Genomic DNA, 19,773 nt, shown 5'->3' on the forward strand with positions numbered 1-19,773 from the left:
CGTGCGGTGGCGGCGAGTCGTCCAGAACGGCTCGCCGCTCCGGGCGCGGGTGGCTGGTAGCGGTCATGCCGGTCTCTGACGGTTCGGGGAGGCGATTCCCTTATGCTCGCCGCATGCAGCTTGTGGCGGTTGGCGAAGCTACCCCGGCGGTCTTCGCGATCGGCCCCCAGTCCGTCGGCGTGTTCGCCGTCGGGCAGGAAGCCACCGGGATCATCGCTTTCGGCCAGGTCGCCAACGGGGTGATCGCGGTCGGCCAGCTGGCGCGGGGCGTCGTCGCCATCGGCCAGCTCGCCACCGGGGTCTTCGCGGTCGGCCAGGCGGCCTTCGGCGTCTTCGCCGCGGGGATGGCCGCCATCGGAGTGATCTGCCAGGCCGGGATCGGTTTCGGCGCCACCAGCGCGATCTCGCCGAAGCTCGGACTCTGGGGCAAGCTCCACGTCCAGCGGATGTTCGACCCGTACGCCCCCGATCAGATCCTCGAGACCGGCGGCCTGCCCGGCTGGCGGGTGGTGCTCGCGACGGTCGGCACACTCGTCCTCGCCGCGGCCTGGTGGAAGATCACCGGTGAGCCGCTCCGCGCGACGATCCTGGATCTGTGATCAGAGGAAGAGCAGCAGGCAGAGCATGACGGCCAGGACCAGCCCGCCGAGGGCGTTCACCCAGATCGGGATCCGGCCGAACAACTCCTCACCGCCCGGCGACAGCGCCGACAGCGTCCCGGTCCCGCCGCTCTCGTCCCGGGACGCCATCAGCCCGCCTCCGCCAGCCCGCCGGGCAGCAGCGTGAGCCCGGTTCTGCGCGCCTTCTCCACGCTGCGGCGCAGCGCCTCCTCGACCTGCTTCGCGTCGTCGGTGAGCCCGTCGATCTCCGCGATCGCCAGCTCGTCCCGGACGGTCCGCGCGAGCAGTTCACCGTAGGCGTCGTTGTTGTCGGCCAAGCGCTGAAGGGTCTTCCATTGCAGGAGTGCCCGATCGGCGGCCTTCACCTGCTCGGCGTACCGCTCGATCGCCTCGATCCGCTCCGTCACCGAGGCCGTGGCCAGCTTCAGCGCTTTGGCCTGCGGGCCCATGACCTGCGCGAGATCGGCATTGCGGCCGGCCTGGCGGGCTATCCGCTGCTCCTCCGACAAGCGGCTGATCTCCCGCAGGATCTGGGCGACCTCCCACTCCTGCGCCGGCAGCATCACGGCGTTCCGCAGATCGTCCAGCAGGCCCTCTTGGGTGACCTCCGCGGACAGAACCACCTGGATCGCCCGCTGGACCCGTCCGAGCAGAGCAGCCGTGGCGGCATCGAGGTCGCGCGGCACCACGTAGGAGCCGTGCAGCCGCCGCGCGAGGGCGCCGGCACGGCCCTGCCCGCACCGGGCCAGCAGCACACCGAACGCGACGACGACCGCTCCCGACAGCACGAAGACGCCGCCGGGCGCGAGGACCAGCACCGCACCCGCCGCGATCTGCCCGACCGCTCCGGCGATCATCGCCTTGCGCCCGTAGAACGGGGCGACGACGAGCGGCAGAACAGCCCACAACGGGGCATTCCACAGGCTGAAGAGGACGTCCCGGGGCGTCCGTCCGCCGAGCGGCCCCACCGGCCGCACTCCGGCAGCGGGGTGCAGCAACTCCGGCCGCGCCTCCAGCAGGACGCGATCCTCCGCCGCGATAAGCGGGTCGAACGAGGGTCTGACGGTCACGGGCTCATCTAAGCACGCACATGCCCAGGAACTAAGAAAAGCCGCCGCCAGCGGGACGCTGTGACCCGCCGTCCCTGAGCTGGACGAGCAGCGCGTCCCATGCCGCATGGCTCAGGACGAGATGTGGCCCGTCCGGATCGGTCGAGTCCCGAACACCCACCACACCGTCCCGCCCGTGAGGCAGACGCGCGCACTCCACACAGTTCTGTGACTGGCTGCCGCTGTGACTGCTCTTTCGCCACCGAGCCATCTGTCGCGACTCCTCCGCATGGGTCAGGCCTTCCGCTCTGACTCGCCTCTCTTGAGCTGGAGGAGCAACGCACTCCAGCTTTCGGGCGTCAAGGTCAGACGCGGCCCGTCCGGATCGGTCGAATCACGAACACCCACCGCGCTCCCTCGCCCCGAGGACAGAGGCGAGCACTCCACGCACGTCTCGGGGTAGCTGCCACTGTGACTGCTCTTCCGCCAGTGAGTCACCTGCTGGTCCTCTCAGCCGTGCCGGGTTGCAGATCCCGGACGGCCTGTTCAATCCGTTCGCGAGTCTCAGTCGGGGGGAGAGCGACCCTGCTCAGTTCTGCTTGGATCGCTCGGTAGGCCGAGACACCTTCATCCTCATCGAGGAAGATCCGTCGCAGGAAGCCGTCCACGACCACGATCGGGAAGTTCCCTGATTCAACGTGCAGGATGGTGAAGGATCCGTCAACACCAGGGTTCGTGGTGGCGGTGAACGGGAGAATCCGAACATCGATGTTCGGCCACTCGGTGAGTTCGAGCAGGTACCGGAGCTGCGCAAACATCACCTCTTTGCCGCCCATCCACTGACGGACCGACGCCTCGCCGATCACGGCATTGATCACCAGCGGATCAGGCCTCGTCAGTGCCTCCTTGCGCGCCATGCGGTGCGCCACGAGTTGGTCGATGTTGCCAGAACTGCCGCTGGGGACGGACGTCATGACAGCGCGTGCGTACTCCGGGGTCTGGAGGAGCCCGGGGATGAGGTCGGTGTGGTACGTGAAGAGCTCCGAGGAGTCCTGTTCGAGCATCACGTATTCGCCGTAGTTCGGACCTTTGCCTGGGAGTTTGTGTCGGCGGATCCAGTCTCGGGAGGGGCCGCCGGAGGCGAGGCCGATCAGTGCGGTTCTGAGGTCGTCGTCCTCCTGGAAGCCGTACATCATCAGGATGTAGTTGATCTCGTGGACGCGCGCCACGATCTGGGCGTTCTCCATCCGGCTGAGGGCGGACTTGGAGATCTTGAGGAAGGCCGCGGCCCCATCGAGGGTGAGGCCGCGCTCTTCGCGGATCTTGCGTAGTTGGACGCCGAGTCGCCTGCGGCGAACGGTCGGGGGTCGTGTCGCCATGACACTGATTGTCACCGATGCAACACAGACTGTCATGCATCTTTCCAAAAGAGGGAAATCCCGCTTTCCGCATGTCCCGCAGGGCCGTCCTCCCCCTCTCGATGAAGCGGTTGTGGCCTCTCACCTGGGCATTCATGCTTGCGGACGTCGTTAACCGAAGGGAGTGAGGCGATGACGCCCTGTGAGTCCGAGCCTGAGGACATGCGGTTGCTCGGGACGATCACGATGCCCGGCGTGCCGAGGTCCGCGCAGGTCGCGCGGGCCTTCGTGAGCGTGGTCGCGACGCATGTGGACGACGAGGCGCTGTCCGACGTCGTCCTCTGCGTGGACGAGTTGGTCGCCAACGCGTGCGAGCACACCGCGTCTGGCACGGGCGGGCAGGTCACCGTCGTGGTGAGCGCCCGCGAGGACATACTGCGCGTGACCGTCCTCGACCAGGGCGGTGCTCAGAAGCAGCCGCGCGTCCGCACCGATCCGTTCGCGGAGGACGGCCGTGGGCTGTTCCTCGTCGATGCGCTCTCCAAGAGCTGGGGGTCGCATCCCGCGCTGAACGGCACCGCCGTATGGGCGGAGTTCCACGCGGTGCCGGCCGAGAACGTCAGCGGTGGGTGATGTGGGGATGACGTTCTCCCGTCCCCAGTCGCCGAGCGGGGCCAGGGCCTCGTTGAGCGAGACGCCGCGCGGTGTCAGCGAGTACTCGACGCGCGGCGGCACCTCATCGAGCACCTCGCGGTGGACGATCCCGTCCTGCTCAAGCTCGCGCAGTTGGGCGGCGAGCACCTTCTCGGTCACACCGGGCAGCTCCCTGCGCAGCTCGCCGAAGCGGTGGGGCCGCTCGTTGAGCGCCCGGAGGATCAGCATCCCGCCCCCTGACCTCGTCACTGGGGCCAGGGTGACCACGCACTTTGAAGTGCGTACTTGATCATGGACGCGGGCCGGGCCGAGCCTGGCCGGCATGGGACATGACTCTGAGCAGATCAGCGTGCTCGGGCTCGGCGCGATGGGCGCCGCGATCGCTCGCGCGTGGCTGGCCGCCGGATACGAGACGACCGTGTGGAACCGGACGGCGAGCCGCGCCGAGCCGCTCATCGCCAACGGGGCGAAGGCGGCGGCAACCGCCGCCGAAGCGGTCGCCGCGAGCGACCTGGTGATCGTCTGCCTGCTCGATGACGCGTCGGTCGGCGAAGCCCTCGCGGACGCCGACCTCGCCGGCAAGGACCTCGTCAACATCACCACCGGCACCCCTGGCGACGCCCGCGAACGCGCGGATTGGGCGGCCGGACGCGGGGCCCGGTACCTGGACGGCGGGATCATGGCCGTGCCACCGATGATCGGCGTCCCCGAGTCGGGCGCCTACGTCTTCTACAGCGGGTCGCCGGAGTTGTTCGCCGAGCGCCGCGACGCGCTGGGCGTCCCTGCGGTCGCCAAGTACATCGGGGAGGACGCCGGTTCGGCGGCTTTGCGCGACGTGGCGTTGCTGAGTGCGATGACCAGCATGTTCGCCGGGATCGCCCACGCGTACGCGCTCACGCGCGGGGCGACATCGCCAAAGGAGTTCGCCCCTTTGCTCATCGAATGGCTCACCGCCATGGCCGGCGGGGCGGACGGCATGGCGGAGCACCTAGAGACCGGCGACTACACCTTGGGCGTGACGTCCAACCTCGCCATGATGGTGCAGGGCAACAGAACACTGCTGCGCACGGCCGAGGAGCAAGGGGTCAGCACCGAACTCCTCACCCCGTTCATGGCCCTGATGGAACGCCGCCTCGCGGACGGCCACCCCGACGAGGGCACCACCGGCGTGGTCGACCTGCTGCTCCGCGAACCGTAAGGGCGCCTCAGGAAGGGGACGACGATGATCGTGAGACCGGCCGAACCCGCCGACCTGCCGACGCTCGCTCCGCTGTGGCGGGCGGCCTGGCACGACGGCCACGACGGTCACGTCCCCGAGGCGCTGATGGACGCGCGCGGCCCCGACCACTTCGCCGTCCACGCCCAGAAGTACATCGGCTCCACTCTCGTCGCCACCGAAGCCGACGGCCGAATCCTCGGGCTGGTGATCCTCGGGGACGACGACGGCGAGGTGATCCAACTGGCCGTCGACGGCTCCGCCCGAGGGAGAGGCGTCGGCGGCACGCTGCTGCGAAGCGCGGAAGACCGGTTCCGGGGACGGCACCGCGAAGCATGGCTAGCGGTCGTCCCCGGCAACACCCGGGCCCGCCGCATGTACGAGTTCCACGGCTGGCGCGACACCGGCCCGATCACCTACCAGGCCCCCACCGCGACCGGCACCGTCGACGTCCCCGTCCACCGCTACATCAAGGACCTGACGTAAGCCGAGGAAGGCCAGTGCGGAACGTCGACCGCGTCGCCACCTCGTTGATCTGCGGCGTGTTGTTGTTTTCGACGCGCTCATAACAACAACACGCCGCAGGTCAACGAACCGCGCTAGGGGTGTGCGGGCGTGCTCACTGGCGGGATCTTCGCGCCCGGCACCGCCTTGCCCTTCCCCGCCCAGCCGTCGCACATGGCGATCACGCTCGCACCGGACGACGTCGCCTGTCTCACGACCTTCCCATTCTCGACGACCGTGCAGGTGACGGTTCCAGCCCCGTCCCCGAATGGAATCGATGCCCTTACCGAGATGTACTCGGACCTATCGAACTCGTACGTCACCTTGAAGGGCAGCGGATGCCGCCTATGCTGCTCTGAACCGTTCGGCGTCTGCACAGTGATGTCGACGGTAGGCCGGTCACCGGTGACGATGTAGACGATCTCGAAATCTGCCATCATCACTCCGACGAGCAGTTTCCCCAGGTAGAACACCACGATCAGGATCTCGGCGAGGAACGCCCCGGCCACCAGCCCTTCGGGCAGCCTGAGTGTCATATCCCCCTGATTCAGATGAAACCTGGGTTTCATGCGGGCTCACTCCCGTCCAGGGCCAGAGCGAGACCCGCCTGCCGAGCGTCCTCGATGCATCGCCGAAGCTCGGCCAGCGGCGTCCGCATCGAGAGCTCGTCGATCTCGGCGACGGCCAGGTCGTCCCGGACCGTCCGCGCGAGCAGTTCCTGGAGCTCCGGCCTGAGCTCCTGGACCGCCTCGACCACCTGCCACTCGCGGTAGGCGCCGTCGGCGGCCCGTGCCCGATCCGCGTACCGCTCCAGCGCGGCCACCCGTCGCCGCACCGCCGCGTCCGACATCTCCACCGCATGCCATTCGGGCTGGAGCAGCGTGCGCGTCCGCCTGTCATCGGACGCCAACTGCCTAAGCCGCTGCCTGATGCGAGTCAGCTCCGCGCACGCCCGCGCGATCTCCCACTCCTGCTGCGGCAGTGCCACCGCGTTGGCGACATCGTCGAGCAACCCCGCCTTGCCGACTTCGGCCTCCGTGACCGCGGCCACGGCCTCACTCGCCCGCCGCACGCACTCCCCGGCCCGCGCGTCGAAGTCGTCCGCCACGTAGTACCGGCCGTGCCATTTGCGTGCCAGCTTCTGCGGACGCCCTTCCTCATGCTGGACGAACAGGAGCGCCCAGAACACGGCCTACAGCACGGTGACCGTCAGCAGGAACGACCCCAGCCCGTCGAACAGCACCCACACCAGCCATGCCTGGAGAACGGCCCCCACCGCGCCCCCGCACCACCCATAGAGGAACGGCAACGCCGCCGCCGGTAAGAGGCCGCACACCACCCCGGCTTGGAACGAGTCGGCGACGGCATGACCTCCACGACCGCCCCACCACGGCCTTCCCGGCGGGTTTCGGGACGCCGCCGTCAACACCGCCGGGCAGCTCGTCAGAAGCTCCCGGTCATGTTTCGGCAACTCGGGATCCAGGACGGGTCGAACCACATCGTCCACACTCCACCTCCGCCGGGCAGTGTCCGCACTGGCCATGGACGATCATCTCGAATGCCGAGAATCTCCGTCCATCGGACGTCGGGCGATCGGTCCAATCGTGAACGCGATCGCCCGGCGGCCCGATGCGGGACGCGCCGGGGCGCGGCGGTCAGAGTTCCTTGAGGAAGCCGGAGTCGACGGCGTAGTCGGCGCCGGTGGTGCTCGCCGCGCGGGGGGACGCCAGGTGGACGATCACGTCGGCGACCTCCTGCGGGTCGGCGAGGCGGCCGGTCGTGAGGGACATCATCTCGGCGGCGCCGCCGTCGAGGACGGCGTCACGGTTGGAGCCGGTCGCCCCGGCGATGACGTCGGCGGCGCCGCCCTCGTCCGTCCACCACGGGGTCCGGACCGGGCCCGGCGAGACCGCGTTGACCCGGATGCCCTGCGGCGCGTACTCCTCCGACAGCCCGAGCGTCAGGTTGGCCAGCGCCGCCTTCGCCGCGTTGTAGTCGTAGTTCATCGGCCCGGGGCGCCGCCCGTTCCCGGACGAGACGTTCACGATCGACGCCGCGTCACTGCGCAGCAGGTGCGGGATCGCCGCGCGCACCGCCCGGACCACCGCGAACAGGTTGAACTCGAACATGTCGCGCCAGTCGTCGTCTGACGGGGTGAGGAAGCCGAACCGGGGCAGCGTCGCCCCGGGCGGCGGACCGCCCGCGTTGTTGACCAGCACGTCGAGGCCGCCGAACGCCTCCACCGCGCGCTCCACGGCCAGCGCCGGGGCGGACGGGTCCATGAGGTCGGCCGCCACGTGCAGCAGGTTCGGCCCGGCGAGCGCGTCCAGCTCCGACCCCGCCTTGCGCGACACCGCCGCGACGCGGGCCCCCTCGTCCAGCAGCGTCCGCGTGACCGCCAGCCCGATGCCCTTCGACGCCCCGGTGACCACCGCAACGCGTCCGGCAAGCCGCAGATCCATGGGTTTCCTTCCAGAGAGCGAGCACGCCCGGTCGGACATGCGCCCTCTGAACCCCGACCCGCCCAACCCGGTTGCACCCGCGCCCATCGCAGGTCCGGTCCATCGGACGCGGCAGAACCGCCGAGGTCAGCCGGCGCGGAGAGAGGCGATGAGGGTGTTCACGTCCGGCCAGAGCCGCTTGTGGGTGCCGGGTATCGCGACCCACAGGAACGACGGGTACCGGCCGCCGGCGTTGACCACGACGACCGCGCACAGATCCGTCCTCGACCGGACGCCGGGCTTGTCGTAGCGGATCTCCCGGACGAGCACCCAGGCGGCCCGCCCGCTCACCGTGACCGGCTGGGACGCGACATCGCGGCCGCTCGACGCATCGCTGAACGCCGATCCCACCGCGTCGTCCATCTGCGCCGAGGCGAGCGCGTGCAACCCGCCGGAGTCCGGGCCCTTGTAGAAGGGCATTAGGTAGACGTCCACCAGCCCCGACGCGATCACCGCTTTCCTGGACGGGTCGGTGTCGAAGGACTGCTTGCGCTCGAAACCCTCATCCAGGGAGTCCGTCCGGCGGCTCGGCGCCCACTGGCCGCCCAGTTCGGCGTACGACAGGCGCGCCTCGCCGTCGGTGACCCGCCGGACGACCGGCGACCCCCGTCCCGGGTAGCGCTCGACCTGCACCACCTCGGTCAACCGCTCCCCGCCACCGGGAAGCGGAGGCGCGGTCAGCGACGGGATAGTGGCACCCGGCAACGGCTTGTCCTTACCCGCCACGCCCTCGCAGCTCGCGACCGCACCCCCGCCCGACGCCGACGACTGCTTGACGACCTTCCCATCTGCGACGATCGTGCACGTCACGCTCCCTCCTCCCCGCGTAGAGGGGTTCTGGGCCAGCAGGCTGACGTCGTAATCGCCCTCGTCGAACTTGTACGTCGCCTTGAACGGCAACGGCAGCGCGTCATGGTCCTCGGTGCCGTTCGGTGTGCCGACGGTGATGTTCGCGGCCGGGCGGTCCCCGGTGACGATGTAGGTGATCTCGACCTTCCCGTCGTCGCGCAGCGTCGCGGCAGCGGATCCGTCCCCTCCGAAACCCCACACGCCCACCGCCACCACCTGGCCCAAGAGGGTCACCACCGCCAGCGGCATCGGGAACCGGTCGCGCAGCCGCCGCCCACCCGCGGACAATCCGGTCATCACACCGGCTCCTTCTCACCCGCGGCCAGGACGAGCCCCGCCCGCTTCGCCTCGTCCACCCGCCGCCGAAGCTCCGCCAGCGGCGACGCCGCCGCGAGCCGCTCGATCTCCGCGGCGCCCAGCTCGTCCCGGACGGACCGGGCGAGCAACTCCCGGACGTCGTCGCCGATCCGGTCCAGCTCCTCCAATGCCTTCCATTTGCGGTAGGCGGCGTCTGCTGCGGCCGCGCCCGCCGCGTACTGCTCCAGCGCCGCCACCCGCCGCTCCACGGCCTCGGCCGACAGCTTCAGGGCACGCCACTGCGGTTCGAGCAGCTCGGTCAGCGCCGGGTCGCCGTCCCTCACCTCGCGGAGCTCCCGCTTCAGGCGGGTCAGCTCCGCACACGTCTGCGCGATGTCCCATTCCTGCTGCGGCAGCGTCACCGCGTTGGCGATCTCGTCCAGCAGGCCGGCGTGGTCGACCTCGGACTCCAGCACCGCCGAGACCGCCCGCTGGGCCCGCTTCATGTACTTCAGCGCCGCACCGGCGAAGTCGTCCTGGACGTAGTACCTGCGGTGCAGGGTCCGTGCCAGCGTTCGCGCCCGGTCCTCACCGCACGAGCCGAACAGCACCATCGCGGACAGGACCTGCAGGACGCCCGCTCCCACCAGGAAGGGCCCGAGCCCGGCGAACCAGCCCAGCGCGATCAGCCCGGCCTGAAGAAGCGCGCCCGGCACGGCACCGCCCCGGCCGCGGACGAACGGCAGCGCCACCGCCGGGAGCAGCCCGCACGGCACGGCGACGAGCACCGCGAGTCCCGCGTCCGCGAGCGTGCGCCCGCCCAGCGGAGGCCGTGCGGGAGGCGGCTCGCTCGCCGCCGTCAGTGCCTCCGGATGCGCGATCAGGACCGCGCTGCTCCTCCGCCACCTCGGGGTCGACGACAGGCCGGAACACCTCGTCCACATATCACCTCCGGACAACCGCAAGACGGACTCGTCCTCCATTTCGGACGTCGGCCGGGCAATCGGCGTTCCGGCCGGCCCAGCCGGTCACGCCGGCTCTTCGGCGTCCACGGCCAGGGCAAGCCCGGCATCCTTCGCCTCCGCGACGGCCCGTTGGAGTTCGGCCAGCGGGGTGTCCGCGGAGAGTCGGTCGATCTCGGCGACGGCCAGGTCGTCCTGTGCGGTCTGGGCGAGCAGTTCTCGGACGTCCGCCTCGATCTCCTCGATCTCCTTGAACGCCTCCCACTCGCGGTACTGGGCGTCCGCGGCCTTCGTCCGGTCGGCGTAGCGCTCCAGCGCGGCGATGCGCCGCTCGGTCGCCTCGGCCGCCGTCTCCAGTGCGCGGCGCTGCGGCTCGATCACCTTCGTCAGGCTCGCGTGCTTGGACCGCACCTTCTCGATCTGCCGCTTGACGCGGGTCAGCTCCGCGCACGTCCGCGCGATCTCCCACTCCTGCCGCGGCAGTGTCACCGCGTTGGCGACGTCGTCCAGCAGACCCGCCCTGCCGATCTCGGACCCCGATATCGCCGCAATGGCCGCCCGAGCGCGCTCGATGTATCCCAGCGACTCCTCGTCGAAGTCGTCCGCGAGGTAGTACCTGCCGTGGTGCTTACGCGCCAGCCGGTGCGGATTCTCCACCCTGAGCATGGCGAATCCGACCACCGCGACCAGGGCACCGAGAGCGATCGCCACAGTCAGGAACATCTCAAGACCGGCCACGAGCCACACGAGCAGCGGAACGAAACCGAATCCCGCACCGGCGAAGACCGCGCTGATCAGGTTGGCCATCGCACCGTGCTCCCAGGGCGGCTTGCCCGGCGCCGCCGCGGACGCCGCGGCCAGCACCTCCGGGGAGGACGCCAGAATCTCTCGGCCCTTCTCCGGCAACTCGGGATCCAGCACAGGACGGAACACGACGTGCCCGTCATCTCCGTCGTCCACGCCCACCCCGCCCGGCCGCCCGTGTCTCGATACGCGAGAAATATCCTGATCGTACTCGGACGCCGATCACCCGATCACCGCCGACCGCTTCCGGCCCCGCCGGACGCTCTCCAGGCCAAGCCGCAAGCCATGGCCGGCCGACCGGCGTCGAGTACGATCAAGACATTTCTCGGATTCCGAGACAGAGCGCGTGGCCGGCGGGCGAGGCGGAGGTGGGGCGTGCTCGGAAGTTTCCGACCCGTAGTCGATCCCGACGTGCCGGAGAAGGACCGAGAGATCCTGGCCTCCTCCCCGGACGCGCTGACGGCGGCCTTCAAGCCGGCCCCCGCCAAGCCGTCCCTGGAGGATGGCGCGGTGGGCGACGCGGCCGTCGCGATCCTCACCGGCGCGGGCTGTGCGATCGCCCCGGTGATCGTCATGCCGACGGCGGCGCGACGGGCCGGACTCGCGGTGGGGGCGGTACTCCAGGCCGGGCTGGTCGCAGCCGCCTGGTTCGGCGGCCTCTGGGTGTTCCTCACCGTGGCGGCCGTCATCGGGGTCGCCGTCGCGATGGGCGCCTACGTCAGGTTCAGAGCCAAGAACGCGCACCGGCTGGCGTGCAAGCACCACGGCAGGTACTACACCGCGGACGACTTCGACGAGCGGACGCTCCAGTACGTCAGCCGGGCGCGACGAGCCACCAGAACGGTGATGAACTCCCGGATCAGCAAGGCGGGGCTGCTGGACGATGTCGCCAACGCGGTGACCTTGCCGCGGCAGGAGTGGGAGGTCGCGCGGACGTGCGCGGAGCTGACCCGTATCGAGCTGGAGATCAGCGAGGTGGCGTCCAAGAACGCGGGGCTGACCGCGTTGCTGGAGAAGCAGCGCCGCGCACTCGCCCTGTCGGCTGAGGCGGTGGAGCGGCGGGTGGCGGCGCTGGAGCAGTACGCGGACCGGACGAAGGCCGCCAGCGCCGCGTATCGCGAGTACAAGGCGATCAAGCAGATCGAGGAGATCCAGGCGGACGTCCAAGAACTGCTCGCCCAGACCGTGCAGGACGAGCTGGCCGTCGCCGAGATCGACCGGCTCTCCGCGGACACCCCACTGGCCGAACTCCAGCGGGCCGTCGACGCGGCGAAGGAGGCCGGTCTCGCCCTGACCGCCGAGGTCCACCGGGTGCGTTGACCTGCGGCGTGTTGTTGTTATGAGCGCGTCGAAAACAACAACACGCCGCAGGTCAACGACGTGGGTTAGTGGAGGGCGTTGTAGACGCCGGCGGCTACGGCGCCGTAGGCCAGGTGGGGGACGGCGTCCATGGCCCAGTCGGAGGCCGACCACTGGCGGGGGTCCGTCAGGCCCAGCGCGGTCATGGGGGCGCTCGATCCGAGCATGGCGAGGCCGGTGAGCAGGACCGTCCCGACCGGCCTCGGGATGCGGCGGCTGCCGGCGATCAGGCCGTACACGATGCCCGCGCCGAGGCCGGTGCCGAAGCCGAGCATCGGGCCGAGGCCCGCCTTCCGGTTCTCCGCCGTGTCCCCCTCGCCGAGATCGACCCCGGCGGCGTCCGCCAGCTTCTCCACGCTCTGCTCGGGGGTGCTGCTCGCCGGACGCCCCCGAACCGCCATGTCGAGGTAGGTCACCACATTGAGGGCCGTGGTCCCGGCGGCACCGGCGACCATTCCGCGCGTCACTCTGTCCATGCCTCCGCCGTTACCCGCCCCATCCGCGAAACCACTCGAACGCGTCAATTGCGGCCGGCGCGGGGGCCGCGCCGGGCCGTCGCGCCCTGCCCCGTCCCCGGCGGGATCGGCGCGGATTCGCCGCCGCCGTGCAAACCCACACGGGACGTCCGGGGTCGGACGGCGCCGCGCGGCATAGACGCCCGGCCAGCGGGTAGCCCGTGCGCAGGCGACGGCGTGACGAGGGAGACCGATGAGGGAGTCGATCCGGCTCGGTCGTATCGCCGGGATCAACATCGGCCTCAACTACAGCGTGATCGTCATCGTGGTGATCCTGGTCTTCGGGCTGGCCTTCGGCCGGTTCCCCGAGGTGAATCCCGGGTTCTCCACGTGGGCCTACATCGTGGCGGGCATCGTGAGCGCGCTCCTGCTGCTGGTGTCGCTGCTCGTCCACGAACTGGCGCACGCGGTCGTCGCGCGGCGCAACGGCATCGAGGTCAGCGGCATCACGCTGTGGCTGCTCGGCGGCGTCGCCGAACTGCGCGGCGAACCGCGCAGCGCGGGCGCGGACCTGCGCATCGCCGTCGTCGGCCCGCTCGCCAGCCTCGCCGTCGGCGGCGTCTTCGCGATCGCGGCGGTCGTCGCGTCGGCCGCCACCGGCCCCGGCCTCGGCGTGGAGACGCTCGCGTATCTGGCCGGCATCAACGCGATCCTCGCCGTGTTCAACCTGGTCCCCGCCGCTCCGCTGGACGGCGGACGCGTCCTGCGCGCGTTCCTGTGGTGGCGCCGCGGCGACCGGACCGCCGCCGCCGTCACCGCCGCCCGCGCCGGACGCGTGTTCGGCTTCGTCCTCATCGCCCTCGGCTTCGTCCAGTTCGTCGCCGGCGTCGGGTTCGGCGGGCTGTGGCTGATCCTGATCGGCCTGTTCCTCGTCGGCGCCGCCAGCTCCGAGGAGCAGCAGACGCGGGTCAACGCGGCGCTGCACGGCGTCCGCGTGGGCGACATCATGACGCCCGACCCCGTCGTCGCGGACGCCGCGCGGACGGTGCAGAACCTGATCGACGAGGTCGTCCTCACGCACCGGTTCTCGACGTATCCGCTGGTCGAGGACGGACGGCTGGCGGGCCTGGTGACGCTGAACCGCATCCGGTCCACCGAGCCCGAGGAGCGCGCGGCGCTCCGCCTCGGCGACATCGCCTGCCCGCCCGACGAGGTCCCGACCGCCCACCCGGACGACCCGCTGACCGACCTGCTGCCCCGGATGGCCGGCTGCACCGACGGCCGCGCCGTCGTCCTCGGCGCCGGGGGCCGGGTCGTGGGCCTGGTCAGCCCGAGCGACATCAGCCGGGCGATGCAGACCAGCGACTTCCGCGGCAGCCGCCCCTACCCGCCGCCGCGCGGCGCCGACATGATGATCCCGCACGGGAAGCGCCCCTGGTCGTCCTGACCTGGCGGGCTTCGGCGGTCAGCTGTCGCTGGTGACCTGCTCGGAGACGGCCACGGGCTCCAGCTTCGCGCGGTGGGCGCCGGCGGCGCGGCGTCCGGACGGGATGGCGGCGGAGATGGCCGCGGCCAGCAGCGCGACACCGCAGCCGATCAGCAGCCCGACGCGGAAGCCGTTCTCGGACGCGATCCGGTGCCCGCCGAGGTCGATGGTCATCTCGGCGAGGACGACGCCGATGACGGCCGCGCCGATCGAGGTGCCGAGCGAGCGCATGAGGGTGTTGAAGCCGTTCGCGGCGGCCGTCTCGCTGAGCGGCACCGAGCTGAGGATCAGCGCGGGCATCGCGCCGTAGGCGAGACCGACCCCGACGTTGATGATCATCAGGCCGACCATGAGGCCCCAGGCGGCGCCCATCAGCGCGAGGGACGCGCCGTAGCCGGCGGCCACCACCAGGATGCCGAGGCTCAGCGTGACCTTCGGCCCCCGGAGGTCGGTGAGCTTCCCGCCGATCGGGGAGACGAGCATCATCACGATCCCGGCGGGCGCCATCCACAGGCCCGCGGCCAGCATCGACTGGCCGAGGCCGTAGCCCGTCGCCTCGGGGTACTGGAGGAGCTGCGGCACGATCAGCATCGAGGCGTACATCGCGACCCCGACGAAGATCGAGGCGAGGTTGGTGAGCAGGACCCGGGGGCGGGCCGTGGTGCGCAGGTCGACGATCGGCTGCCGGGTGCGGATCTCCCAGAACCCCCAGCCGAGCAGCACCACGACGGCGGCGGCGAACAGCCCGATCGTCGTCCCGGACGCCCAGCCCCAGTCGGCGCCCTTCGACACCGCGAGCAGCAGGCAGACCAGGCCGATGCCGAGCCCGACCGCGCCGGGCGCGTCGAAGCGCTCGCCCTTGGCCCGCGCCGGCACGTCCGGGATCAGCCGCCAGATCAGGACCGCGATGACCGCGGCCAGCACGGTGGACGCCCAGAACAGCACCCGCCAGCTGGTGTACTCGGCGACGCCCGCGGCGATCGGCAGGCCGAGTCCGCCGCCGATGCCCATGGACGCGCTGACCACCGCGATCGAGGAGCTGAGCTTCTCCGCCGGCACCACGTCGCGCAGCAGGGCGATGCCGAGCGGCACCATGCCCATCCCCATGCCCTGCAGGCCGCGTCCGATGATCATCGGGACGACCGAGGACGACAGCGCGCACACCACCGAGCCCGCGATCAGCGGGACCGCGCAGACCAGCAGCATGGGGCGCTTGCCCACGAGGTCCCCGAGGCGGCCGAAGACCGGCACGCAGACGGCGCCCACCAGCAGCGTCACCGTGATGACCCAGGCCGCGTTCGACGACGAGGTGTGCAGGATCGTCGGCAGGTCCTGGATGAGCGGCGTGACCAGCGTCTGCATGATCGCCGCCGTGATGCCGGCGAGCGCCAGCGTCACGACCACGCCGCGTGAGCGGGCTGCGGGTTGGGGTGCGTCCATACGCGGACTCCTCGAACGTCTCGTCGTGTCCGTCCGGCCGCCGATGCGGGCCGGAACCGAATGTGCACGATACACGTAATATGTATCAGGCACATGATGTGCGCAATGCATTCCCCGCGGCAGTGGCGGACGCCACTCTGCGAGGATGGAGGAGGCGCGGCCGCCCCCGAGGACGCGGACGGCCCCGGCGGGAGGAGGCGCACCGGCCATGGTCAGGCCCACGCACGACATCGAGTACGAGCAGATGCTGCTCAGCCGGCACGAGGTCATGCGCCATCGGGCCGGACGCCTGGAGCGCAGCGCCTACGTCCTGCTGAGCCGCATCCGCCTCCAGGGGCCGATGTCCATCGGCGAGCTGAGCGAGGCGTTCGGGCTCGACGCCTCGACTCTCAACCGGCAGACCGCCGCGGCGATGCGCGCCGGGCTGCTGGAGCGCATCCCCGACCCCGAGGGCGGCATCGCCCGCAAGTTCCGCATCACCGGCAGGGGCGCCGCGCTGCTGGACGAGGAGCGCGCGATCATCATCGACGGCCTCGACCGCGTCATGGCCGACTGGTCGGACGAGGACATCGCCACCTTCGCCGCCTACCTGCGCCGCTTCAACACCGACATCGAACGCCTCAGCGGCCGCACCTGGCCCCGTCCGGCGAACACGGAGGACACCACGGACGCCGGGCACCCGGCCGACACCAGACTCCACGCCTGACGCCCAGTACTACAGCGAGGCGTGGTCGGAGCCCTACCGGGTCGCGTCGTCCGCCCGCGCGTCGGCGGGGGCCGGGCGGGGCGTCTCGGTGCCGCCGTAGAGGACGTCGCGGGCCTGCTCGGCGGCGCGCATGAAGCTCTCGCCGACGAAGTCGAGGTAGCGCGCGATGTTCTCCAGCCGGACCGCGGCCGGAGTGCCGGGGCCGAGCACGCCGACCCCCTGCCGGGCGACCTCGACCTGGCTGGCGATGTCCCGGGCGCTGGCCATCATCGACTGGTAGTAGAGGTCGTTGTCGACGACGTACCGCTCGCGCCGCCGCTCGTCGCGTTCCCTCCGGACGAGCAGGTACTTCTCCAACGAGGCGATCGCCTTGGAGATGGACGCCGGGCTGACCTGGAGGCGCTGGACGAGCTCCGACGCGGTGAGGCTCCCCGAGTCGGTCGTGTAGAGGCAGACGAGCACCCGCGCCTCCATCTTGGGCAGGCCCGACCCCATGAGGACGGTGGTGAACGCCTCCTCGTACTCGCGGACGGCCTCGGGGTCGCGTCCGTGCGGCAGGGGCGCCGGCGCCGCCCCCCGGGACGCGGCGGGCGCACGCCGGCGGGCGCGCTGCTCCGTCGCGCGATGGGCCAGCTCGGCGCGGTACCCGGCGGGGCCGCCGTTGCGCATCACCTCGCGCGTGATCGTCGAGGTCGGACGGTCGAGCCGCCTGGCTATCTCCGCGTAGGCGAGCCCGTCGGCCAGCCCCGAGGCGATTTGCCGGCGCTCCTGCTGGGTGAGCCTGCCCCCTGGCATCGCGTTCTCCTTCACGCTCCCTGATGCCCGCACCATAGCGTTCACCCCACACTCATTGCAACAAATCACTCTCCGATCATTGCGTTAGCTCAGCCCCCATTGCAACACTTTCATCACATTAACCTGCACGAATGCGATCTCAGTGCAACAAGTATGTTGAAGGATTCTCGAACGCAACGTAGCGTTTCCAATGTCGGAAACAACGAGCAGCCAGGAGAGACACCATGCAGACCTTCGCCACCCCCGCCCCGATCGCCGCCGTCGTCCACGTCCCCGCCGGGCGCGTGCAGGTCATCGCCGCCGACCGCGCCGACACCGCCGTCGAGGTCCGTCCCGCGAACGCCGGAAAGGGCCGCGACGTCAAGGCCGCCGAGCAGACCGAGGTCGCGTACGCCGACGGCGTCCTGCGGATCGAGACCGCGGCGGCGAACGGGCTCCGCGGCCCCTCCGGATCCGTCGAGGTGACCATCAAGCTGCCCGCCGGCTCCCGGGTCGAGGGCAGGGCGGCCGCCGCCGAACTCCGCACCGTCGGCCGCCTCGGCGACGTCGCCTTCGAGGGCGCGTACCACCAGATCAAGCTGGACGAGGCCGCGAGCGTCCGCCTCACCGCGACGGACGGCGACGTCGAGGTCGGCCGTCTGACCGGCCCCGCGGAGATCAGCACCGCACGCGGCGACATCCAGATCACCGAGGCCGTGCACGGCCGGGTCGTGCTCCGCACCCAGTCCGGTGACATCTCGGTCGGCGCGGCCCCCGGCGTCTCCGCCTCGCTGGACGCCGGCACCGGCCACGGGCGCGTCAGCAACTCCCTCAAGAACGACGGCACCGCCGGACTCGACGTCCACGCCACCACCGGCTATGGCGACATCGCCGCCCGCAGCCTCTGACGAAGCACCCGCTGAAGGAGCCCCCCATGACGAACCTGGCGATCGCGGCTCAGGGACTGCGCAAGTCCTACCGCGACAAGAGCGGCGAGAAGGTCGTGCTCGACGGCGTCGACCTGTCCGTCCCCGAAGGGACGATCTTCTCTCTGCTAGGCCCGAACGGCGCAGGCAAGACGACGACCGTCCAGATCCTGTCCACCCTGCTCAGCCCCGATGGCGGCACCGTCCAGGTCGCCGGCCACGACCTGATTCGCGAAGCGGACGACGTGCGCGGCGCGATCGGCGTCACCGGCCAGTACTCGGCGGTCGACAAGCTGCTCACCGGCGAGGAGAACCTGCTCCTCATGGCCGACCTGAAGCACCTGTCCCGCCGGGACGGCAGGCGCAAGGCCGCCGAGCTGCTCGACCGGTTCGACCTGGCCGACGCCGCGCGCAAGCCGGCCGGCACCTACTCCGGCGGCATGCAGCGCCGCCTCGACCTGGCGATGACGCTGGTCGGCGACCCGCGCCTGATCTTCCTGGACGAGCCGACCACCGGCCTCGACCCGCGCAGCCGCCGCGCCATGTGGGGCATCGTCCGCGACCTCGTCCAGAACGGCGTGACGATCTTCCTGACCACCCAGTACCTGGAGGAGGCCGACGAGCTCGCCGACCGGATCGCCCTCCTGGACCACGGACGGCTGATCGCCGAGGGCACCGCCGACGAGCTCAAGCGGCTCATCCCCGGCGGCCACATCGAGCTCACCTTCGCCGACACGGACCTGCTCGGCGCGGCCCGGACCGTCCTCGACGCGGGCATCGCCGACCCCGAGGCCCTGACCCTGCAGGTGCCGAGCGACGGCAGCGTCCGCGCGGTCCGCGAACTGCTCACCCTGCTGGACGAGCGCTCGATCGACATCGCCGAGATGAGCGTCCACACCCCCGACCTCGACGACGTGTTCCTCACCCTCACCGGCCGGCAGAAGGAGACCACCCGATGAGCACCCTCACCCTCGCCGCGCGCGACTCGTCCACGATGGTCCGGCGCCAGCTCAAGCGGATGCTGCGCTACCCGTCCATGACGGTGCAGCTGATCGTCACACCGGCCATCCTGCTGCTCCTGTTCGTCTACGTCTTCGGCGGAACCCTCGGCAGCGGGCTCGGCGGAGGCCGCGCCACCTACGTCAACTACATCGTCCCCGGCATCCTGCTCATGACGGCCGCGACCGCCGCGACCGGAACCGCCGTCATGGTCGCCACCGACATGACCGAAGGGATCATCGCCCGCTTCCGCACCATGCGGATCTCCCGGGCCTCCGTCCTCACCGGCCACGTCGTCGCGAGCGTCGTCCAGCAGCTGCTCGGCATGGCCGTCATCATCGGCATCGCCCTGGCGATCGGCTTCCGCCCCGACGCCACCGCCGTCGAATGGCTGGCCACCGCCGCCCTGCTGACCCTGTTCGCCGTGGCCATCACCTGGCTGTCGGTCGCCCTCGGCCTGAAGTCGCCCACCCCCGAGGCCGCGAGCAACGCCCCGATGCCCCTGATCCTGCTGCCGTTCCTCGGCAGCGGCTTCGTCCCCACCGACTCGATGCCCACCGCCCTGCGCTGGTTCGCCGAGTACCAGCCCTTCACCCCGATCATGGAGACCGTCCGCGGCCTCCTCCTCGGCACCCCGATCGGCAACAGCGCCACCATCGCCACCACCTGGTGCGCAGGCATAGCCGCCCTCTCCTACCTATGGGCCAAGAACACCTACAACAAGTCCTGACCGATGCCCCCAAACCAGGGCCGCCGGACCCCACAGGCTCCGACGGCCCTGCCCCACACCCAGATGCATCACCCCGCAGCCCAC

The 19,773-nt window shown here is 70.7% G+C and carries 24 protein-coding genes and 1 pseudogene; 10 read left to right on the forward strand and 15 right to left on the reverse strand.

The annotated features are described in order from the left end of the window. The first annotated feature begins 113 nt into the window (after positions 1–113). Positions 114–599, forward strand: coding sequence for a hypothetical protein (locus ABFX46_RS08825; protein ID WP_346040858.1), 486 nt, complete (start codon positions 114–116; stop codon positions 597–599). Here the strand turns inward: ABFX46_RS08825 and ABFX46_RS08830 are convergent, their stop codons facing one another. Genes ABFX46_RS08830 through ABFX46_RS08850 form a run of 5 tightly spaced genes read right to left on the reverse strand, consistent with a single transcriptional unit; the run spans position 600 to position 3,048 of the window. Continuing rightward, a complete protein-coding gene (locus tag ABFX46_RS08830) occupies positions 600–749 on the reverse strand; it encodes a hypothetical protein (RefSeq protein ID WP_346040859.1) in 150 nt (49 codons plus the stop codon). It lies immediately after the preceding gene. Further along, positions 749–1,690: a hypothetical protein gene (locus ABFX46_RS08835; protein WP_346040861.1), complete on the reverse strand. Its 942-nt coding sequence runs from the start codon at positions 1,688–1,690 to the stop codon at positions 749–751. Before ABFX46_RS08835 ends, ABFX46_RS08830 begins: the two co-directional genes overlap by 1 nt. A gap of 31 nt (positions 1,691–1,721) precedes the next feature. Continuing rightward, a complete protein-coding gene (locus ABFX46_RS08840) occupies positions 1,722–1,940 on the reverse strand; it encodes a DUF397 domain-containing protein (RefSeq protein ID WP_346040863.1) in 219 nt (72 codons plus the stop codon). Between the two features lie 23 nt (positions 1,941–1,963). Then, positions 1,964–2,167 (reverse strand): DUF397 domain-containing protein, encoded by a 204-nt coding sequence (locus ABFX46_RS08845; protein WP_346040865.1) that lies wholly within the window; start codon positions 2,165–2,167, stop codon positions 1,964–1,966. After that, entirely contained in the window at positions 2,164–3,048 is an 885-nt protein-coding gene (locus tag ABFX46_RS08850) for a helix-turn-helix domain-containing protein (protein ID WP_346040867.1), read from the reverse strand. The genes ABFX46_RS08845 and ABFX46_RS08850 overlap by 4 nt, the downstream gene beginning before the upstream one ends. Positions 3,049–3,219: 171 nt before the next feature. On the opposite strand from ABFX46_RS08850, the gene ABFX46_RS08855 reads away from it, so the two are divergent. Beyond that, entirely contained in the window at positions 3,220–3,660 is a 441-nt protein-coding gene (locus ABFX46_RS08855; RefSeq protein WP_346040869.1) for an ATP-binding protein, read from the forward strand. Positions 3,661–3,729: 69 nt separating this feature from the next. Here the strand turns inward: ABFX46_RS08855 and ABFX46_RS08860 are convergent. Then, positions 3,730–4,005: pseudogene (locus tag ABFX46_RS08860) on the reverse strand (winged helix-turn-helix transcriptional regulator); the annotation flags it as partial. Between ABFX46_RS08860 and ABFX46_RS08865 the strand changes: the two are divergent. Both ABFX46_RS08865 and ABFX46_RS08870 read left to right on the forward strand, forming a co-directional pair. Next, positions 4,004–4,879 carry an NAD(P)-dependent oxidoreductase gene (locus tag ABFX46_RS08865; protein ID WP_346040871.1) on the forward strand — a complete coding sequence of 292 codons (876 nt, stop codon included), beginning with the start codon at positions 4,004–4,006 and terminating at the stop codon, positions 4,877–4,879. The pseudogene ABFX46_RS08860 and the gene ABFX46_RS08865 sit on opposite strands and share 2 nt — an antisense overlap. A 24-nt stretch (positions 4,880–4,903) precedes the next feature. After that, a complete protein-coding gene (locus ABFX46_RS08870; RefSeq protein WP_346040873.1) occupies positions 4,904–5,383 on the forward strand; it encodes a GNAT family N-acetyltransferase in 480 nt (159 codons plus the stop codon). A gap of 113 nt (positions 5,384–5,496) precedes the next feature. On the opposite strand, the gene ABFX46_RS08875 is transcribed toward ABFX46_RS08870, so the two are convergent. The 6 genes from ABFX46_RS08875 to ABFX46_RS08900 all read right to left on the reverse strand — a co-directional run bounded on the left by ABFX46_RS08875 (position 5,497) and on the right by ABFX46_RS08900 (position 10,970). Further along, a complete protein-coding gene (locus ABFX46_RS08875) occupies positions 5,497–5,970 on the reverse strand; it encodes a hypothetical protein (protein ID WP_346040875.1) in 474 nt (157 codons plus the stop codon). Next, positions 5,967–6,590: a hypothetical protein gene (locus tag ABFX46_RS08880; RefSeq protein ID WP_346040877.1), complete on the reverse strand. Its 624-nt coding sequence runs from the start codon at positions 6,588–6,590 to the stop codon at positions 5,967–5,969. Before ABFX46_RS08880 ends, ABFX46_RS08875 begins: the two co-directional genes overlap by 4 nt. A gap of 466 nt (positions 6,591–7,056) precedes the next feature. Further along, complete coding sequence (locus tag ABFX46_RS08885) at positions 7,057–7,863, reverse strand: SDR family NAD(P)-dependent oxidoreductase (protein ID WP_346040879.1); 807 nt, start codon at positions 7,861–7,863, stop codon at positions 7,057–7,059. Between the two features lie 126 nt (positions 7,864–7,989). Beyond that, a complete protein-coding gene (locus ABFX46_RS08890; RefSeq protein ID WP_346040881.1) occupies positions 7,990–9,048 on the reverse strand; it encodes a hypothetical protein in 1,059 nt (352 codons plus the stop codon). Then, the gene (locus tag ABFX46_RS08895; RefSeq protein ID WP_346040883.1) at positions 9,048–9,992 is read right to left on the reverse strand and encodes a hypothetical protein; all 945 of its coding nucleotides are present in this window, start codon (positions 9,990–9,992) and stop codon (positions 9,048–9,050) included. Before ABFX46_RS08895 ends, ABFX46_RS08890 begins: the two co-directional genes overlap by 1 nt. Positions 9,993–10,076: 84 nt before the next feature. Continuing rightward, positions 10,077–10,970, reverse strand: coding sequence for an AAA family ATPase (locus ABFX46_RS08900; protein WP_346040885.1), 894 nt, complete (start codon positions 10,968–10,970; stop codon positions 10,077–10,079). Between the two features lie 255 nt (positions 10,971–11,225). On the opposite strand from ABFX46_RS08900, the gene ABFX46_RS08905 reads away from it, so the two are divergent. Further along, the gene (locus ABFX46_RS08905) at positions 11,226–12,134 is read left to right on the forward strand and encodes a hypothetical protein (RefSeq protein ID WP_346040887.1); all 909 of its coding nucleotides are present in this window, start codon (positions 11,226–11,228) and stop codon (positions 12,132–12,134) included. A 65-nt stretch (positions 12,135–12,199) separates the two neighbouring features. Here the strand turns inward: ABFX46_RS08905 and ABFX46_RS08910 are convergent, their stop codons facing one another. Next, on the reverse strand, positions 12,200–12,649 hold the full coding sequence (locus ABFX46_RS08910; protein WP_346040888.1) for a hypothetical protein: 450 nt from the start codon (positions 12,647–12,649) through the stop codon (positions 12,200–12,202). A 232-nt stretch (positions 12,650–12,881) separates the two neighbouring features. Between ABFX46_RS08910 and ABFX46_RS08915 the strand changes: the two genes are divergently transcribed. After that, positions 12,882–14,075 carry a site-2 protease family protein gene (locus tag ABFX46_RS08915; protein WP_346040890.1) on the forward strand — a complete coding sequence of 398 codons (1,194 nt, stop codon included), beginning with the start codon at positions 12,882–12,884 and terminating at the stop codon, positions 14,073–14,075. Positions 14,076–14,093: 18 nt separating this feature from the next. Here the strand turns inward: ABFX46_RS08915 and ABFX46_RS08920 are convergent, their stop codons facing one another. Then, positions 14,094–15,554: an MFS transporter gene (locus ABFX46_RS08920; protein ID WP_346040892.1), complete on the reverse strand. Its 1,461-nt coding sequence runs from the start codon at positions 15,552–15,554 to the stop codon at positions 14,094–14,096. A 208-nt stretch (positions 15,555–15,762) separates the two neighbouring features. Between ABFX46_RS08920 and ABFX46_RS08925 the strand changes: the two genes are divergently transcribed. Then, positions 15,763–16,260, forward strand: coding sequence for a MarR family winged helix-turn-helix transcriptional regulator (locus ABFX46_RS08925; protein ID WP_346040893.1), 498 nt, complete (start codon positions 15,763–15,765; stop codon positions 16,258–16,260). A 33-nt stretch (positions 16,261–16,293) separates the two neighbouring features. Here ABFX46_RS08925 and ABFX46_RS08930 read toward each other — a convergent pair whose 3' ends face one another. Continuing rightward, complete coding sequence (locus ABFX46_RS08930) at positions 16,294–17,055, reverse strand: helix-turn-helix domain-containing protein (RefSeq protein ID WP_346040895.1); 762 nt, start codon at positions 17,053–17,055, stop codon at positions 16,294–16,296. A gap of 224 nt (positions 17,056–17,279) precedes the next feature. Here ABFX46_RS08930 and ABFX46_RS08935 point away from each other — a divergent pair, with 224 nt between their 5' ends. From ABFX46_RS08935 to ABFX46_RS08945, 3 genes are read left to right on the forward strand one after another with little or no spacing between them, the layout of a single operon-like run. Then, positions 17,280–17,942 (forward strand): DUF4097 family beta strand repeat-containing protein, encoded by a 663-nt coding sequence (locus ABFX46_RS08935; RefSeq protein ID WP_346040897.1) that lies wholly within the window; start codon positions 17,280–17,282, stop codon positions 17,940–17,942. 26 nt (positions 17,943–17,968) lie between these two features. Further along, positions 17,969–18,919 carry an ATP-binding cassette domain-containing protein gene (locus tag ABFX46_RS08940; RefSeq protein ID WP_346040899.1) on the forward strand — a complete coding sequence of 317 codons (951 nt, stop codon included), beginning with the start codon at positions 17,969–17,971 and terminating at the stop codon, positions 18,917–18,919. Continuing rightward, positions 18,916–19,689, forward strand: a complete 774-nt coding sequence (locus tag ABFX46_RS08945) for an ABC transporter permease (RefSeq protein WP_346040901.1) — start codon at positions 18,916–18,918, stop codon at positions 19,687–19,689. Before ABFX46_RS08940 ends, ABFX46_RS08945 begins: the two co-directional genes overlap by 4 nt. Positions 19,690–19,773: the final 84 nt, after the last annotated feature.

The organism is Actinomadura chokoriensis (assembly GCF_039529475.1).
Lineage (GTDB): Bacteria > Actinomycetota > Actinomycetes > Streptosporangiales > Streptosporangiaceae > Spirillospora > Spirillospora bangladeshensis.

What these genes read in the sequence shown, in the direction of transcription:
- ABFX46_RS08940 (WP_346040899.1), top strand. Translation starts at nt 17,969, where the DNA reads ATGACGAACCTGGCGATCGCGGCTCAGGGACTGCGCAAGTCCTACCGC.
- ABFX46_RS08890 (WP_346040881.1), bottom strand. Translation starts at nt 9,048, where the DNA reads ATGACCGGATTGTCCGCGGGTGGGCGGCGGCTGCGCGACCGGTTCCCG.
- ABFX46_RS08855 (WP_346040869.1), top strand. Translation starts at nt 3,220, where the DNA reads ATGACGCCCTGTGAGTCCGAGCCTGAGGACATGCGGTTGCTCGGGACG.
- ABFX46_RS08935 (WP_346040897.1), top strand. Translation starts at nt 17,280, where the DNA reads ATGCAGACCTTCGCCACCCCCGCCCCGATCGCCGCCGTCGTCCACGTC.
- ABFX46_RS08910 (WP_346040888.1), bottom strand. Translation starts at nt 12,649, where the DNA reads ATGGACAGAGTGACGCGCGGAATGGTCGCCGGTGCCGCCGGGACCACG.
- ABFX46_RS08850 (WP_346040867.1), bottom strand. Translation starts at nt 3,048, where the DNA reads ATGGCGACACGACCCCCGACCGTTCGCCGCAGGCGACTCGGCGTCCAA.
- ABFX46_RS08840 (WP_346040863.1), bottom strand. Translation starts at nt 1,940, where the DNA reads ATGGCTCGGTGGCGAAAGAGCAGTCACAGCGGCAGCCAGTCACAGAAC.
- ABFX46_RS08870 (WP_346040873.1), top strand. Translation starts at nt 4,904, where the DNA reads ATGATCGTGAGACCGGCCGAACCCGCCGACCTGCCGACGCTCGCTCCG.
- ABFX46_RS08830 (WP_346040859.1), bottom strand. Translation starts at nt 749, where the DNA reads ATGGCGTCCCGGGACGAGAGCGGCGGGACCGGGACGCTGTCGGCGCTG.
- ABFX46_RS08895 (WP_346040883.1), bottom strand. Translation starts at nt 9,992, where the DNA reads ATGTGGACGAGGTGTTCCGGCCTGTCGTCGACCCCGAGGTGGCGGAGG.
- ABFX46_RS08915 (WP_346040890.1), top strand. Translation starts at nt 12,882, where the DNA reads ATGAGGGAGTCGATCCGGCTCGGTCGTATCGCCGGGATCAACATCGGC.
- ABFX46_RS08875 (WP_346040875.1), bottom strand. Translation starts at nt 5,970, where the DNA reads ATGAAACCCAGGTTTCATCTGAATCAGGGGGATATGACACTCAGGCTG.
- ABFX46_RS08920 (WP_346040892.1), bottom strand. Translation starts at nt 15,554, where the DNA reads ATGGACGCACCCCAACCCGCAGCCCGCTCACGCGGCGTGGTCGTGACG.
- ABFX46_RS08945 (WP_346040901.1), top strand. Translation starts at nt 18,916, where the DNA reads ATGAGCACCCTCACCCTCGCCGCGCGCGACTCGTCCACGATGGTCCGG.
- ABFX46_RS08825 (WP_346040858.1), top strand. Translation starts at nt 114, where the DNA reads ATGCAGCTTGTGGCGGTTGGCGAAGCTACCCCGGCGGTCTTCGCGATC.
- ABFX46_RS08925 (WP_346040893.1), top strand. Translation starts at nt 15,763, where the DNA reads ATGGTCAGGCCCACGCACGACATCGAGTACGAGCAGATGCTGCTCAGC.
- ABFX46_RS08865 (WP_346040871.1), top strand. Translation starts at nt 4,004, where the DNA reads ATGGGACATGACTCTGAGCAGATCAGCGTGCTCGGGCTCGGCGCGATG.
- ABFX46_RS08930 (WP_346040895.1), bottom strand. Translation starts at nt 17,055, where the DNA reads ATGCCAGGGGGCAGGCTCACCCAGCAGGAGCGCCGGCAAATCGCCTCG.
- ABFX46_RS08885 (WP_346040879.1), bottom strand. Translation starts at nt 7,863, where the DNA reads ATGGATCTGCGGCTTGCCGGACGCGTTGCGGTGGTCACCGGGGCGTCG.